We start from the raw sequence: 15,043 nt of genomic DNA on the forward strand, positions 1-15,043 counted from the left end.
AATTATATGGTGGTGGGAGGAAGATTCGCACCTTTACCATTCAACTGTTGCCAAATTTCAGACGTAAAAAAGCCCGCAATTGCTTGCAGGCTTCTCTATTTGGCTCCCTCTACTGGACTTGAACCAGTGACATACGGATTAACAGTCCGCCGTTCTACCAACTGAACTAAGAAGGAATTATATGGTGGTGGGAGAAGGATTCGAACCTTCGAAGGCGATGCCGGCAGATTTACAATCTGCTCCCTTTGGCCACTCGGGAATCCCACCGAAATTTAATGGTGCCGACTACCGGAGTCGAACTGGTGACCTACTGATTACAAGTCAGTTGCTCTACCTACTGAGCTAAGTCGGCACACTAATTTCTGTTTTATTGCCAAGTCGAAACTCAGCAATTAAATTTGGCGGAGAGATAGGGATTTGAACCCTAGATACGCTATAAACGTATGCTGGTTTTCAAGACCAGTGCTTTCAACCGCTCAGCCATCTCTCCAATGCAGCGAATAATATAGTTGACTAAGCTCACTGTAAAGTGAAAATAGTAAAAAAAATATCGACTGCATTTTTATCCATCAATCATTACTAAAAACAATCAAAATAAGACCAATAAGCCATCAATGCTAGAACGTCATCTATCTATACATTGATACTAGTCTGGACTTTATAACATAGTAGTTAATTTTTACATCCTTGTTACCAATGAATAGTACAGGTAGACTTTGTTATATCATTACTCACATTGGATTTATGAATGATTACTGTAAAAAACATCTTTATCTTGTTTTTATTCTCTATCTCGATAAATGGTTGTAGCTTATCTCAAGGTACTATTATTCAAGCCCATGGCAATATTGAGGCGACACACAGTATTAAACACTAATCAAATAAAGACTTAATTGTTAACGTATCATATGCCTAAAAGTAAATATCCCCGATAAGATGAACAATCGCCATCACCAATACAGTTAATTCTTTAACCTCCCGCCATTTGAAACATTGATCTTGCTCCAAATTTCACCCCAAATGCAATCGTTTGCTTTGCCGAACATCACACTTCAATCAGAAATATGAATTTATAGCCATTAATTGCTACACCAAAGTTATTCCATAGAGGTATTTTACTCAAAGCATTTAATCTGTGAGTAAATAAAATGAAAAAGAAAATATTAGTAATTGCTATTTCATCACTTTTTATGAGTAGCTTCGCACAATCAGCCACTATTTATAAAAAAGCTAATGGCGATAGATTAGATATTTATGGTGGTGCTGAAATTGGTGGAACCATTGTTACGAAAAGAGACAAATCCCCTTTTGGCGATAAATCTAAATCTTATGTTGATGACTCTTTTGGAACTATTGGTATTAAAGGACAAACTAATAAATTTTATGCCAAATTAGAAATTGATGCCGAACGCACAGATTGGACTTATGAAAACAACTTTAGATTAGTTATTGATAAAGCTTATGTCGGTTATTTTTTAACTGATAAACAAACAGTAGAATTTGGTCGAACAGATACCGCTTATGATCACTATGACGCTTTTGGTGATTTCTCAAATCAACTTGCCGATGAAGTATCAGAAGCTGGCGATCAAGATAACACTATTAAATACCGTGGCGAATTTGGAGATTTAAAAGTCGGTATCTCATATTCAGCCAAAGGTTGGGATTTCGAACAAGATGCTCAATCCATCTATGATGAAAATGGCGTATTCCTCAAGAAAAGAGGATCATATATTACTGACTCCCGTGAAGGAGAAGTTATTAATGGCTATGCCGGCTACTTTACTAACAACCTAACCGTCATTGCTGCAGCTGAAACAGTACATAATCGTGGCGAGTTATATTCATTACACGGTAAATATAAAATTAATAAATTTGCTATTGGTGGATTCACTTCTTATTCAGACCGTGATGGTGTAAACAAAAATAGCATGACATATGTATTATCGGGTTCTTACGACATTACGAGCCAATTAACAGGTTATGTTGTGGGTAATGTTTACGATGATGATAATAATGATAAAGACGACCAACATGTAGTTATCGGTACACAATATATGTATGCCAAAAATGTAAAACTCGTTGCAGAAGCTGCCATGGGTGGAAATACAGGTACATTAGGTTATCTAAAAGCATACTATTGGTTTTAAGCCTTAAAAAAATTGAATAATAAAATATCTTGTTATACACATGGAACGTAATTCATGAAAAAAAATATTTTAGCGATAATTATTGGCGCCACTATTTCATCATTTAGTTTTCAACTATATGCCGCTGATGATCAAGACAAAAATGAAATAGAAACATTAACCATTCAAGGTATTCAAGGAGAAGGCGAATACACTCCTATTGCCCTAGATAAACATATATCGACTCAACAATATCAAGTAAACGGTATTATTACAGCTATTCAGCAACATAATTTAGGTAAAGATCTAAAACAAGGCTTTTTCATGCAAGCCGCAACAGATAATAACCCTAAGACATCTGATGGTATTTTTGTTCAAACAAGCAAAATAACAGGCTTGAAAACAGGACAAGAAGTTAATGTCATTGCAAATATTAGCGAAGATTTTAAGTGGACTAAATTAATTAATGTCGAAAGTATTAAAATATTAACTAATGATAACCCATTACCGCCGATTACTGTTTTAACCTTTGATAATGCCAATAAATTTGATTTAGAACGTTACGAAGGAATGCTCGTACGTATTAATGAGAATTCAGATCTAAACGTCACAAAAAATTATGGTTTTGATTTTAATTCGTACCGTAGCAATATGTTACTTTCATATGGAACTGTCAACGTACACCCTAATCAAACCCATGCGCCAACAACCTCTCATGCAAAACAACCCAATGATTTATTAGTTATTGAATCTTTTACCAAAGCACCCAACGGTGATATTCCTTGGTATCCAACCTTTGGTGCAGATAACGGCACCGGAACAACTGATAATTATATTCGTATTGGTGATGTTGTTGATGGCTTAGAAGGTGTAATAGGTTATTCGTATGGCGATTATCGTTTCTATGTCACCAATGAGGCCGATACAAAGACATTTATTCATACAAACGATAGAACTGACGCGCCAGTATTAAAACAAGGCGGAGATTTACGAATCGCTAGTTTTAATGTTCTTAATTACTTCAATTCCCCATTTACGCATGAGACTCAAAATCCATTAAAACAAAACCGTGGCGCAATGACACAAGAGGAATTTGACCTACAAAGCACTAAAATTGCTAAAGCCATTGTGCGAATGCAGGCTGATATTGTCGGTCTAATGGAAATTGAAAATAATGGTTTTAAATCAGATTCAGCCGTTAACGATCTAGTTACTAAGATTAATGATCGAATAAAAGATCCAGCAGAACATTACGCTTATGTAAAACCCAATAATGGTGAAAAATTTGTTGGTGGTGATGCGATTTCAAGCCAAGTGATTTACAAACCAAATAAAGTCACATTAGAGCAGTATCGTATAATAAAAATGCCAGAGCAACATGCACCTGCCGTTAAGTATACCGATGAAAAAAATAAGAAAAGAAACGAAAATGGTATTAATCATCAACGAGATACCATTGCTCCAACCTTTAAAATCAATGGCACAGATAAAACCTTAACCATCTCTGTTAACCATTTTAAATCAAAAGGCTCTACTTGCTGGGAAGATGTAAATACAAGTGAACAGCTTGATGCAGATAAACAAGGCTCATGTGAGAATTTACGGGTTGCTGCTGCTGAACATTTAGGTGAAGCATTAGCTAAAATTTCCGGTTCAAAAATTATTATAGGCGATTTAAATTCATACGCAAATGAAGATCCCGTCATCGTATTAACTAATCGAGATAATGTACCTAAAGATCATATTATTAAAGCCGCAGCATATACTTATATTGGTGGAGATAAAAAGACAGGTACACCATTATATGGACCAGAAGGTAAAGTCATCAATAAAAATTATGGCTATACCAATATCATCCGTCAATTACATCCAGATTCATACAGCTTTTCATATCAAAATAATATTGGTACGTTAGATTATATTCTATTATCACCAGATCTAAAAAGTAAGGTTGTCGATGCTACAGATTGGAATATTAATGCTGGCGAAACTACGTTATTAGAATATGCAGATAAAAACAATTGTAATAAAAATACATGTTCTCCTCGTTATAAGGATATCTACCGCGCATCGGATCACGATCCTGCAGTCATAGATTTAAAAATTAAAGAACAGGTCAAAGATACGGAAAAAGATAAACATTCCGGTGGTTCAACAGGTGTAATGGGATTAATTTCCTTGTTTGGAATACTTTTATTAAGAAAAAAGAATAATAAATAACCAATATAAGAAAGAGGCTTAACAAGCCTCTTTACTTTGGAAAGTAACATTATTGATAATTCTAATAATTTACAGTTTATTCATGTTTGCAATGTGATGATTATCATAAAATCGAATCTCATATAGTGATGTAATCATACCTCATCTATTTTAGGATACTGATTACATGCTTAGTTCTGCAAAATCACTTTCAATATCATTAAATAAAGCATGGATAAAACCGTTTCTTTATCAATCTGATGTTGAAAAAAGAATTCGATCTTGGTTTCACAAATATAATACAGCTTGTATTCTTGATATTGTTCTAAAGGAAAAATCAGTTTCCAGCCCAAAAGTTAGAGTTACCGTTGAATATAATAAAATATTAAAGAATAGTCATATTGATACTGAAAAATTAGCCAGCGTTATTGAAGATCAATTATTTGATTTTTTTGAATATAGAAATGTAATATCTATTGATGAAATAATAAAAAAAATATCAATTGAAGATTCACCTCAAGATTATTGTCATTCATTAATAATGAAATCATTAAAAAAAGAAATAATTATTGATGACCAATTTAATTTATTAGATCTTAATCATCAATATCCATCAGAATATGATTTACATCGATTAACTGATTTAAAAGTTGAACGGTTATTATTTATATCACATATTATAAAATACAATATCAATGTGCATAATGCGTTAGCTCTTTAATACACTCAACCACCATCAAAAACAAACTAGCCTTCAACATTTTCTCATCTCGATGGTAGATATAATAAAAGCCTCGTTATCATCAACGAGGTTATTCTACAACATACTGATAATCGCTCCCCTATCTCGCTGGTATGACGAAAAAATACGATTTAGGTAGTAGAGGATTTGAACCTGTTTTATTGTACCAATTAAATATATTGCTACTTTTACTTAGACGAAAAAACGCTAAATTCTTAACGGCTTTCTTAAATTTGGCGGAGCTGATTTAGGCATTAGAGGATTTGAACCCGTTTTTATTGCACCAATTAAATATATTACTACTTTTACTTAGACGAAAAAAAGCCAACATCTAAATGCTGGCTTTTTAAAAATTTGGCGGAGAGATAGGGATTTGAACCCTAGATACGCTATAAACGTATGCTGGTTTTCAAGACCAGTGCTTTCAACCGCTCAGCCATCTCTCCATGCGGCGTATATTATAGCGATCAGAGTTTTCTGTAAAGCGTTTATTCCAAAAAGGAATTTAAGTGGGTAATTATTATCCTGATAATTAAATATTGACTATTTAATCACATAATTAATGTTATGAACGGCTCGCTATAATTCAATTTAGCAGCCATTGTTACAGTATTGACGAATAATAACGTTACTATTTCAAGGAAGATTTCATGAACATATTAATTATTGGAGGAACTGGAGGCATTGGATTAGCGATTATCCAACAGTTATTAATCATTAAACCCCATGCAAACATCCATGCGACATTTTTTCGCCACCAGCCTCAATATCAACATTCGCAGCTACATTGGCATCATCTTGATATTAGCCTTGAAAACCAGATAGCAGCACTGGCAAAACAACTACCTCAACTTGATGTTGTGATCAATGCTGTCGGTATGCTTCACACTGCGAAACATCAGCCTGAAAAGTCTATTCAACAATTTGATGTTGCTTTTTTCCAAACTAACATTCAAATTAATACCCTGCCAAGCTTATTAATTGCTAAACATTTTATGACTCCACTAAAAACATCACCACGCAGTTATTTTATAACTATTTCAGCGAAGGTCGGCAGCATTGAAGATAATAAATTAGGCGGCTGGATCAGTTATCGTAGCTCAAAAGCGGCACTTAATATGGCGATTAAAACTATTAGTATTGAATGGCAAACCAAACTCCCCCACTGTTGTGTGATTGCTTTTCATCCCGGTACAACCGCAAGCGCACTATCGGAACCCTTTCAACGTAATGTTGCGCCACATAAATTATTTACACCCACTTATACTGCGCAATGCTTATTACATTTATTGGCTATACTTACACCACAAGAAACGGGGCAATTTTTAAGTTATAACGGTAACATTCTTCCTTGGTGATATCTTTTAAGCATAAACAATACTAATAGAACACATGTTATATTATTATACATAATGTGAAATTCATCATAATATACAGGCTTCTTAATGTTGTTGTTTGCGTTTCTTAACTTCAATCAGCACCACCATTCACCTTGTTTCTCTCGGTAGGTACAATGAAAAAACGTTCTGTTGGCTTTGCTATGACCATTTTAATTATTGGTAATTTGGTTGCTGTATTTTCTGATGCACTAATAAAAACCATGGGTAAAGATGCCGCAGTATTCCAATTTGTATTTTTCCGTCAATTATCAGCAGTCATCATCTTGCTCCCTTTTTGCTTACGTGCGACCAAACAGAGCTTTTTAGTTGGCTTAAAATGGCATTGTGTACGCGCTCATGTGTGGTTATTAGGCGCTGTGTTTATGGTGATTTCATTGAGCAGCTTACCCTTAGCAACTGCTAATGCTATTTTCTATGCAGCACCCTTGATCATGCTTCCGTTAGCAATGCTTGTTTACGGCGAAAAACTCAGTCGCTATTCTATTGCTGCCGGTATTATTGGCTTTGCTGGTGTGTTAGTCATTGTGCGTCCGACAGACATTAGCTGGGCGGCATTTGGAGCATTAGTCGTCGCATTCACTATTGCAGTAAACAACCTTTTTATTCGTAAACTACCCACCCAACAGAGCGTTGCCCAAACATTATTACTCACAAACTTAATCGGTATGCCTGCATCACTCGCATTAGCATTGTGGGAAAATAAACCATGGGATTGGTCACCACTGATTACCGCTTCAGGCTCTAGTGCATTAATTTTGGTGTATGCCGCAACATGCGTGGTAGCCTATCGAGCAGCGGAAAGTAATAAAATCGCCAGTGCTGAATACAGTGGTTTAATTGGCGCAGTAATAGTAGGTTATTTATTGTTTAACGAAGTGCCAGATATAACAACTTTAGTGGGCACGATAATGATCATTGCACCATTATTATGGCTAGCCAAAGTCGAAAGAAAGCGGCATAAAAAAGATTCTATTCAAGCAATTGCTGTTAACGAATAATAAAATATTTCATGGCCTAACCGTCCTACATACAAAGATTAAGACCCTGAATATACTATTTTTAGCCACAGCTTATAGGTGGCTTTAACGTTACTTGCGTAGGATATCTGTAATAAAAAAGCGATAACCATTAGGCTATCGCTTTTTCATACCGCATGATTTTCTTATTACAACAATCTTAAACCAGTGCTTTATTAAATCCATCAAGGACGGCGACGGTGTTATGACCTAAATCATCTACCGCATAACCACCTTCAAAAACAAATAGTGTTGGAATATTTAATAAGCCAATCATCCAGCCAATATTTTGATAATCGTTACGCATCAATTTAAAGTAACTGATAGGATCATCGGCAAAGGTGTCCATGCCTAATGAAATCACTAATGCTTCAGGCTTATATTCTGCAATACGAGCCAATGCTTGCGCCAATACTGGCTCATACACTGACCAATCAGTCGTGTGCAGTGGTAATGGTAAGTTAAGATTAAAGCCTAATCCTTCACCTTCACCGTCTTCATCAGCAAAGCCTAAATAATGCGGATAATCATAATCAGGATCACCATGAATAGACGTAAACAATACGTCACTACGATTATAGAAAATACTTTGCGTACCATTACCGTGATGGTAATCAATATCTAATACAGCAACTCGCTTAGCACCTTGACGAACAAAGCTTTCAGCTGCAATCGCCGCATTATTAGCATAACAATAACCGCCCATTAAATCAGGGGCAGCATGGTGACCCGGTGGGCGACATAATGCAAACGCGGCATGCTCGCCTTGTTTAATTAAATCAACCCCTGTTAAAGCACATTCTGTCGCCGCAACAATCGCTTTCCAAGAACCAGCAGTAATAGCCGCAGTCATATCAAAGCTGTAATACCCTAAGCGGCCTTCAATATCTTTAGGAATACGGTTACGCAAATGACGTGCTGGCGCAAAACAATATGGCGAGGCATCATGCACATCACCAAAGGTTTCTACCCACTGATCCCAGCAACTTGCAAGAAAATCAACATAATCATCGGTATGAACCCAACGCATCGGTGCATCACCATAGCTATTAGGCTCTACAATCGTAAAACCACCATGGTTATTTAACGCATTCAGCACCATATCTGCACGTTCTGGTTTTTCAAAACATGGGGTTGCTTCACCATTTAAAAATTCAAAACGAACATGGTGTAAACGTTGTTTTTCAGTATAGATAACTTTCATTATTTCTTTAACTCCATCCAGTAACGCTGGTAGAGTGCCGTTGCGTCACCAACATCCGCTAAAAATTGACCTTTTTGCTTAATCGCTTTCGGTGGGAAGATAATCTCACTCTGACGAATATTGTCAGGAAGATTATTTAATGCTTCTAAATTAGGCGCAGCATAGCCAATTTCTGTGATAATTTTAGCTTGGTTCTCAGGCTTTAATAAGAAATTAATGAATTGGTAAGCGGCATCTTTATGCTCACTCGCATCAGGGATCACCATGTTATCCATCCAGAAAATAGTACCTTCTTGAGGATAAGCAAATTTAAGTGCTGGATTTTCATTTTCAGCACGTACCGCAGTACCGTTCCATTGCATTCCTACTGATACTTCACCAGCAATATAAGGAATGTGTGGCGCATCTGAATTAAACACTGCGACATTTGGAATTAAGGTTTTCAACGTTTCGTAAGCTTGTTTAATTTCAGCTTCATCACGGCTATTAACACTATGGCCGTTCATAATCAGTGCCATGCCAAACACATCGCGTGGATCGTCAGTTAATAACACATTACCTTTAAATTCAGGTTTCCACAGATCTTTCCAGTGAGTGATTTGTTTACTATCAATATGATCACTGTCATAACCTAAAGCGGTACTGCCCCAAAGATAAGGAATAGAATACTGATTATTAGGATCAAATGGTTGATTTAAAATCGTGCTGTCTAGTTTAGAAAATGCGGTGATCTTACTATGGTCAAGTTTCGCTAATAAGCCTTCATCGGCCATTTTAGACACATAATAAGTAGATGGAAAAACCAAATCATACCCTTTACCATTGATCATTTTGATCTTGGTATACATCGTTTCATTACTTTCAAACGTTGAATAGTTAACCTTAATATCGGTTTCTTTCGTAAATTGCGTCAATAGTTCTGTTGGTAAATATTCAGACCAATTGTAAATATTCAATGTTGTATCAGCGAGAGCAGGTTGAGCGACGAAAGAGCTAAGTAGAAGCGATGCAAGTAGATTCTTTTTAAACATTTCACCTATTACCAATATGCAAATAAAGCTCGATATAAGCTTTTACAATTGACAATAACATAAATATATTTAAGCCGTTATTTAGAAATTGTATGCAAATGCTACACAGATATAATTTCAATAATATAAAAAAAAGACGCTACTGATTAAACAGTTAGCGTCTTATTAACTCAATTGCAGTTACTCTTTTAAATCAAGAATAACTCACTCAACGGTTAGTTATTCTTATCTGCCTGCATTTGTTCTGCTTCTTCGATAAAGTTTTTCGGTGGCGGCGTCCAACCACGTTCCGATTTAGTGTGTTTATCGGTACGCTCTTGTTTCATGGCCTCACCTAATGTTTGTTCTAACTGCATAAACAATTCAACATAAGACGCATTAAAATGATCTTCTTCGGTGCTATCACTCCATGTTTGATACAACAATTCTTTACTCTTCGCTTCCGTTTCAACAAACATTTCTTTTTGCTGTTCGGCTCTAAATGGATGTACGCCTAGTTCTTTCAAAGCTTGTGCACCCATCGCTAACGCTGAACGGTAGGTTTCACTGATCACATAATCAGCACCTGCGCAGCGTAATGAATAATGATGTCCCCTATCATAAGCGCGCGCTAACACACGAACATGCGGATAAGTTTGTTTAATATAATGCACTAACTCGGTAGCACGTTCTTGATCGTCAATCGCCACTACAAACACTTTGGCATCTTCAATACCTGCGGTATGCAACAAATCATGACGGGTAGCATCACCAAAGAAGCTTTTTATATCAATTTGACGCATATTATCAATTTGAGTCACAGAGTGATCGAGTACCACAGTTTGCATGCCATTTGAGGTTAATAAGCGATTCACAATCTGACCAAAACGACCGATACCAGCAATGATCACTTTACCTTGTTCATCTATTTCATCTGCTTCACGTTCATTTTTTGACGCACTAAATCGAGGTAAAATCACTTTATCAAATAATATAAATAACCCTGGGGTTAAGAACATCGACAATGCCACAACCAATGATAACGTTTGACCTAATTCAGCAGGCAATACATTGTTTTGAACGGTGTAGTTCAATAATACAAACCCAAATTCACCCGCTTGTGCCAAGCTAAGCGCAAATAACCATCGGTCACTACCTTTAATTTTAAAAATAAAGGATAAAATCAATAATACCAATGCCTTAATTAGCATCACACCAAGAGTTAATCCAATAATGGTGCCAAACTGATCAAACAAAATACCAAAGTTAATGCCAGCACCAACAGTAATAAAGAACAGCCCTAACAATAAACCTTTAAACGGTTCAATATTTGATTCTAACTCGTGGCGGAATTCACTGTTTGCCAATACCACACCCGCAAGGAACGTTCCCAACGCTGGCGATAAACCAATTAAACTCATTAACGCGGCAATACCAATCACCAACATTAATGCGGTGGCAGTGAAAATTTCACGTAAACCTGATGCCGCCACAAAACGGAATAATGGTCGGCTAAGATAATGTCCACCCACCACAACACCTGCAATAGCAAGGATCACTACAATTGCGTAACCCCAACCAGGCAAACCTGCCACTAAACTAAGATCTTCATGATGTTCAGCCGCAGCCGTTACAGTTGATTGCGCTTTTTCCACCAATTCAGGTAAGGCAAGTAACGGAATCAATGCCAGCATTGGAATAACGGCAATATCTTGAAACAGTAATACTGAAAATGCACTTTTTCCGCCTTCAGTTTTACTTAACCCTTTTTCATTAAAGGTTTGCAGCACAATCGCGGTTGATGACAATGAAAAGATCAAACCAATTGCTAAAGCATAAGTCCAACTGATACCTAACGCACTGGCAATCCCCATTACCACCGCTGCAGTCACCACAACTTGTAAGCCACCTAACCCTAATAAACGATGGCGCATGCCCCACAACATTTTTGGTTCAAGTTCTAAGCCAACAATAAATAACATCATTACCACTCCGAACTCAGCAAAATGCTGAATCGTAGTGGTTTCGCTGCCAACTAGACCAATAACAGGACCAATAACAACACCAGCAATTAAATAGCCCAATACAGAGCCGAGCCCAAAGCGTTTAGCAATCGGCACCGCAATCACCGCAGCAACTAAATAAATAAATGCCTGTAAAAATATTCCGGTCATGGCTACTCCGCGATCACAAGATCAATACTATGATTTAATTTTGATAATTTACTCGCGACATCATAATCGAGTTTATCTTCTTTAATAGCCATTAACACTCGACGCCAATTAGTTAAGTGTTTGGAAATGCGTTGTTCTTCCGTGGCAGTGCCAGCACCAAATAAAGCAAACGGCGCTAAAAACTCCATTCCCGTTAATTCTGCCATTTGCTCTAACGGCTGTAATAACTGGCGAATCGTAAAGTGGTTAAAACCTTCTTTACGATAACTTGATTCAGAGCCACCTGCGGTAAGCGCACAGAGGAATTTTTTTCCGACTAACGCCTTACCTTCGCTACCATAAGCAAAGCCATATTCCAGTACTAAATCTTGCCATTCTTTTAATAACGACGGGGTGGAATACCAATATAATGGGAACATAAATACAATCACATCATGATCGCGTAACCGTTGCTGTTCTTTGTCGATATCAATACGAAAATTGGGGTACTCAGCATATAAATCCACGGTGGTAACGTGATCAAAACCTTTAGATGCATTAAATAACGGTACATTGATTTCAGAACGGTTTTGCGACGGATGAGCAAATAAAATCAACACTTTTTTTTGAAAAGCAGACATTGTTTTCCTTATTATTGTTGTCTTGTCTTTGATAGATACTACGCTAATAAAACAATATATTATAAATAATTATTATGATTGCATATCAACAATGCTATTTAGGTATATTACCGAATAAATCCTGCATTTTCATGAATTTTACTTGGCGGCAAACCAAAATAACGCTTAAATTCACGGCTAAACTGCGCGGGACTCTCATACCCCACCAGCCCTGCTGCAATATTAGCAGCCATACCTTGTTGTAAGATTAACGTCTTGGCATTATTTAATCGTATTTTCTTAATATATTGCAGCGGTGGATCAGTCACGACTTGTTTAAACACTTTATGAAAAACAGACACACTCATACCCGCCATTGCCGCTAACTCATGCACTTGTAATTTAGTATCATAATGCAATTGTACATAATCAATTACCGATGAAATTTTGGCTAACGCACTGTCTTGTTCACAATATTGCGCTAATAAATACCCTTGATCGCCTTGCAGTAAATAATAAAACAACTGCCTAATCAGTAATGGTCCCACAACCATCGCATCAAGAGGATCGTGCAACACTTCAAATAATTGCTCGACACTGCGATACATGCGTTCTGTCATCTTTGCCGTCGCCACACCACAACTGCCCTCATAATTAAATTGATGTTGTTGGTCAGATTCAATCATGGTGACTAACTGGCGAATAACGGTTAAATCAAAATCAATATTAATTCCAATCAATGGCTGTTGTTGTGAGGCAAAGGTTTCACAAACAATAGGATAAGGTGTGGTAACTAATAAACATCGCTGTGGATCGTAATTAAATTGATGCTGATTTAAATGACCTGTTTTGTGGCCTTGAATAATAATAACAATACCTTGCTCATACATTTGCGGACTATGCTTATGATAACTATCAATCCTAAATAACCGTACCCCAGCAAGATTAGTATCCACACGAGCAGATTGGTGCGCTAACCCATAATACTCACATAACGAATAGGCTAAGGTTATTATAGATGAGGGTATAGCGGCGGGTTGAGGTTCAGCTATCTTTGTAATACTTTCACTTTTCATGACTATCTACTCACGAATTTATTTTCATCACCTTAGCAGAGATTCACTATTAATAGCAGCAACAAAAGAGGAATAGGCAAGCATTAAAGAGAATTATGTATTAAGTAAAACCGCATTATCCCCTAGACTGGAGACATCTAAGGTACTCAGTATCTGATAACTAAAATCATTATAATAATCAGCTCAGTTTGCTGTTCTAAGGAAAATAAAATGGACAAATTTACGTATCAAAGCCCTACAAAAATTCATTTTGGTGAAGGTCAAATTGCTGAAATTGCCAATGATATTCCGAAAGATAAAAAGATCTTAGTCATCTACGGTGGCGGCTCAATTAAAAGTAACGGTGTTTATGAGCAAGTTTCTGCAGCACTAACTGGTTTTAATTGGAGCGAGTTTTCAGGCATCGAGCCAAACCCACAATATGGCACTCTAATGCAAGCTGTTGCTAAAGTGAAAGCAGAAGGCTATGACTTCCTATTAGCAGTCGGTGGTGGTTCAGTGGTTGATGGCACCAAATTCATTGCCGCAGCTGCATGCTATGAAGGCGCTGATCCATGGGAAATTTTGCATGACCAAGCACCAGTAACAGCCGCGCTACCTATCGGTTGTGTATTAACACTACCAGCAACAGGCTCTGAAACTAACGGTGGTGCCGTGGTTTCTCGTGGTAACGATAAGCTATTCTTTGGCTCTGCATTAGTGAAGCCTACGTTTGCTATCTTAGATCCACAAACCACATTAAGCCTATCTCCTCGTCAAGTGTCTAACGGTGTTGTGGATGCTTTTGTTCACACCATGGAGCAATACTTAACTTTCCCTGTGAATGCTAAAGTTCAAGATCGTTTTGCTGAAGGCCTATTGTTAACGCTTATCGAAGAAGGTCCAAAAGCACTAGCAACTCCAGATGATATCGCGGTTCGTGCCAATATCATGTGGTCTGCAACTCAAGCATTGAATGGCTTAATTGGTATGGGTGTTCCACAAGATTGGGCTACACATATGATTGGCCATGAACTTACTGGTAACTACAGTATCGATCATGCGCGTACATTAAGTATCGTGCTACCTGCGGTAATGCAAGTTTGTCGTAAAGAGAAACAAGCAAAATTAGTTCAATATGCAGAGCGCATATTTGGTATTACTACCGGCACAACTGACGAGCGTATTGATGCTGCAATCGCACGCACTATTGCTTTCTTTAAAGAAATGGACGTTCCAACTTCACTGACTGATGTTGAACTAGGCACTGCTGATATTGATGTATTAGTTGCTAGCCTTGAGAAACACGGGAGAACAGCACTCGGTGAACACGGCAAACTGACTATTGCAGACAGCCGCAAAATTTTAGAGACTGCGTTATAATCATCACTGAATGATATAACCATAAATTTAAAGGCTAGGTATTTTATATCTAGCCTTTTTTGTGCGTGGTTTTCAGAGTTTATAATAAACATCTTAGACCATCTTGGACAGCCACAAGAAAGAGAGCATTTT

Annotated in this window: 12 protein-coding genes and 5 tRNA genes; 7 read left to right on the forward strand and 10 right to left on the reverse strand. The window is 37.1% G+C overall.

All coding sequences use genetic code 11. The features are described from left to right. Nucleotides 1-100: 100 nt before the first annotated feature. From CIK00_RS10335 to CIK00_RS10350, 4 genes are all read right to left on the reverse strand, one after another. Nucleotides 101-176, reverse strand: a tRNA-Asn gene (locus CIK00_RS10335). Between the two features lie 6 nt (nucleotides 177-182). Continuing rightward, nucleotides 183-267, reverse strand: a tRNA-Tyr gene (locus tag CIK00_RS10340). A gap of 9 nt (nucleotides 268-276) precedes the next feature. After that, nucleotides 277-352 (reverse strand) — tRNA-Thr (locus CIK00_RS10345). 47 nt (nucleotides 353-399) lie between these two features. Continuing rightward, nucleotides 400-490, reverse strand: a tRNA-Ser gene (locus tag CIK00_RS10350). 258 nt (nucleotides 491-748) lie between these two features. On the opposite strand from CIK00_RS10350, the gene CIK00_RS21620 reads away from it, so the two are divergent. From CIK00_RS21620 to CIK00_RS10365, 4 genes are all read left to right on the forward strand, one after another. Continuing rightward, nucleotides 749-877, forward strand: coding sequence for a hypothetical protein (locus tag CIK00_RS21620; protein ID WP_267893088.1), 129 nt, complete (start codon nucleotides 749-751; stop codon nucleotides 875-877). A gap of 271 nt (nucleotides 878-1,148) precedes the next feature. Continuing rightward, nucleotides 1,149-2,150: a porin gene (locus tag CIK00_RS10355; protein WP_101768795.1), complete on the forward strand. Its 1,002-nt coding sequence runs from the start codon at nucleotides 1,149-1,151 to the stop codon at nucleotides 2,148-2,150. 54 nt (nucleotides 2,151-2,204) lie between these two features. Further along, a complete protein-coding gene (locus CIK00_RS10360) occupies nucleotides 2,205-4,349 on the forward strand; it encodes an ExeM/NucH family extracellular endonuclease (RefSeq protein ID WP_101768796.1) in 2,145 nt (714 codons plus the stop codon). Between the two features lie 166 nt (nucleotides 4,350-4,515). Next, complete coding sequence (locus CIK00_RS10365) at nucleotides 4,516-5,049, forward strand: hypothetical protein (protein ID WP_101768797.1); 534 nt, start codon at nucleotides 4,516-4,518, stop codon at nucleotides 5,047-5,049. A gap of 376 nt (nucleotides 5,050-5,425) precedes the next feature. Here CIK00_RS10365 and CIK00_RS10370 read toward each other — a convergent pair. After that, a tRNA-Ser gene (locus CIK00_RS10370) sits at nucleotides 5,426-5,516 on the reverse strand. Between the two features lie 204 nt (nucleotides 5,517-5,720). Here CIK00_RS10370 and CIK00_RS10375 point away from each other — a divergent pair. Then, nucleotides 5,721-6,428: an SDR family oxidoreductase gene (locus CIK00_RS10375; RefSeq protein WP_101768798.1), complete on the forward strand. Its 708-nt coding sequence runs from the start codon at nucleotides 5,721-5,723 to the stop codon at nucleotides 6,426-6,428. Nucleotides 6,429-6,583: 155 nt separating this feature from the next. Next, nucleotides 6,584-7,468 carry a DMT family transporter gene (locus tag CIK00_RS10380; RefSeq protein WP_101768799.1) on the forward strand — a complete coding sequence of 295 codons (885 nt, stop codon included), beginning with the start codon at nucleotides 6,584-6,586 and terminating at the stop codon, nucleotides 7,466-7,468. Between the two features lie 178 nt (nucleotides 7,469-7,646). Here the strand turns inward: CIK00_RS10380 and CIK00_RS10385 are convergent, their stop codons facing one another. From CIK00_RS10385 to CIK00_RS10405, 5 genes are all read right to left on the reverse strand, one after another. Continuing rightward, a complete protein-coding gene (locus CIK00_RS10385) occupies nucleotides 7,647-8,690 on the reverse strand; it encodes a histone deacetylase family protein (RefSeq protein WP_101768800.1) in 1,044 nt (347 codons plus the stop codon). Further along, nucleotides 8,690-9,721, reverse strand: coding sequence for an extracellular solute-binding protein (locus CIK00_RS10390; protein ID WP_101768801.1), 1,032 nt, complete (start codon nucleotides 9,719-9,721; stop codon nucleotides 8,690-8,692). Before CIK00_RS10390 ends, CIK00_RS10385 begins: the two co-directional genes overlap by 1 nt. Before the next feature lie 215 nt (nucleotides 9,722-9,936). Continuing rightward, nucleotides 9,937-11,874 carry a monovalent cation:proton antiporter-2 (CPA2) family protein gene (locus CIK00_RS10395; RefSeq protein ID WP_101768802.1) on the reverse strand — a complete coding sequence of 646 codons (1,938 nt, stop codon included), beginning with the start codon at nucleotides 11,872-11,874 and terminating at the stop codon, nucleotides 9,937-9,939. A gap of 2 nt (nucleotides 11,875-11,876) precedes the next feature. Beyond that, a complete protein-coding gene (locus CIK00_RS10400) occupies nucleotides 11,877-12,494 on the reverse strand; it encodes an NAD(P)H-dependent oxidoreductase (RefSeq protein WP_101768803.1) in 618 nt (205 codons plus the stop codon). 107 nt (nucleotides 12,495-12,601) lie between these two features. Beyond that, the gene (locus CIK00_RS10405) at nucleotides 12,602-13,549 is read right to left on the reverse strand and encodes an AraC family transcriptional regulator (RefSeq protein ID WP_101768804.1); all 948 of its coding nucleotides are present in this window, start codon (nucleotides 13,547-13,549) and stop codon (nucleotides 12,602-12,604) included. A 210-nt stretch (nucleotides 13,550-13,759) separates the two neighbouring features. On the opposite strand from CIK00_RS10405, the gene CIK00_RS10410 reads away from it, so the two are divergent. Next, nucleotides 13,760-14,911, forward strand: a complete 1,152-nt coding sequence (locus tag CIK00_RS10410; RefSeq protein ID WP_101768805.1) for an iron-containing alcohol dehydrogenase — start codon at nucleotides 13,760-13,762, stop codon at nucleotides 14,909-14,911. Nucleotides 14,912-15,043 lie beyond the last annotated feature (132 nt).

The organism is Photobacterium carnosum (assembly GCF_002849605.1).
GTDB classification, from domain to species: Bacteria; Pseudomonadota; Gammaproteobacteria; order Enterobacterales; family Vibrionaceae; genus Photobacterium; species Photobacterium carnosum.

What these genes read in the sequence shown, in the direction of transcription:
- CIK00_RS21620 (WP_267893088.1), top strand. Translation starts at nt 749, where the DNA reads ATGATTACTGTAAAAAACATCTTTATCTTGTTTTTATTCTCTATCTCG.
- CIK00_RS10355 (WP_101768795.1), top strand. Translation starts at nt 1,149, where the DNA reads ATGAAAAAGAAAATATTAGTAATTGCTATTTCATCACTTTTTATGAGT.
- CIK00_RS10360 (WP_101768796.1), top strand. Translation starts at nt 2,205, where the DNA reads ATGAAAAAAAATATTTTAGCGATAATTATTGGCGCCACTATTTCATCA.
- CIK00_RS10365 (WP_101768797.1), top strand. Translation starts at nt 4,516, where the DNA reads ATGCTTAGTTCTGCAAAATCACTTTCAATATCATTAAATAAAGCATGG.
- CIK00_RS10375 (WP_101768798.1), top strand. Translation starts at nt 5,721, where the DNA reads ATGAACATATTAATTATTGGAGGAACTGGAGGCATTGGATTAGCGATT.
- CIK00_RS10380 (WP_101768799.1), top strand. Translation starts at nt 6,584, where the DNA reads ATGAAAAAACGTTCTGTTGGCTTTGCTATGACCATTTTAATTATTGGT.
- CIK00_RS10385 (WP_101768800.1), bottom strand. Translation starts at nt 8,690, where the DNA reads ATGAAAGTTATCTATACTGAAAAACAACGTTTACACCATGTTCGTTTT.
- CIK00_RS10390 (WP_101768801.1), bottom strand. Translation starts at nt 9,721, where the DNA reads ATGTTTAAAAAGAATCTACTTGCATCGCTTCTACTTAGCTCTTTCGTC.
- CIK00_RS10395 (WP_101768802.1), bottom strand. Translation starts at nt 11,874, where the DNA reads ATGACCGGAATATTTTTACAGGCATTTATTTATTTAGTTGCTGCGGTG.
- CIK00_RS10400 (WP_101768803.1), bottom strand. Translation starts at nt 12,494, where the DNA reads ATGTCTGCTTTTCAAAAAAAAGTGTTGATTTTATTTGCTCATCCGTCG.
- CIK00_RS10405 (WP_101768804.1), bottom strand. Translation starts at nt 13,549, where the DNA reads ATGAAAAGTGAAAGTATTACAAAGATAGCTGAACCTCAACCCGCCGCT.
- CIK00_RS10410 (WP_101768805.1), top strand. Translation starts at nt 13,760, where the DNA reads ATGGACAAATTTACGTATCAAAGCCCTACAAAAATTCATTTTGGTGAA.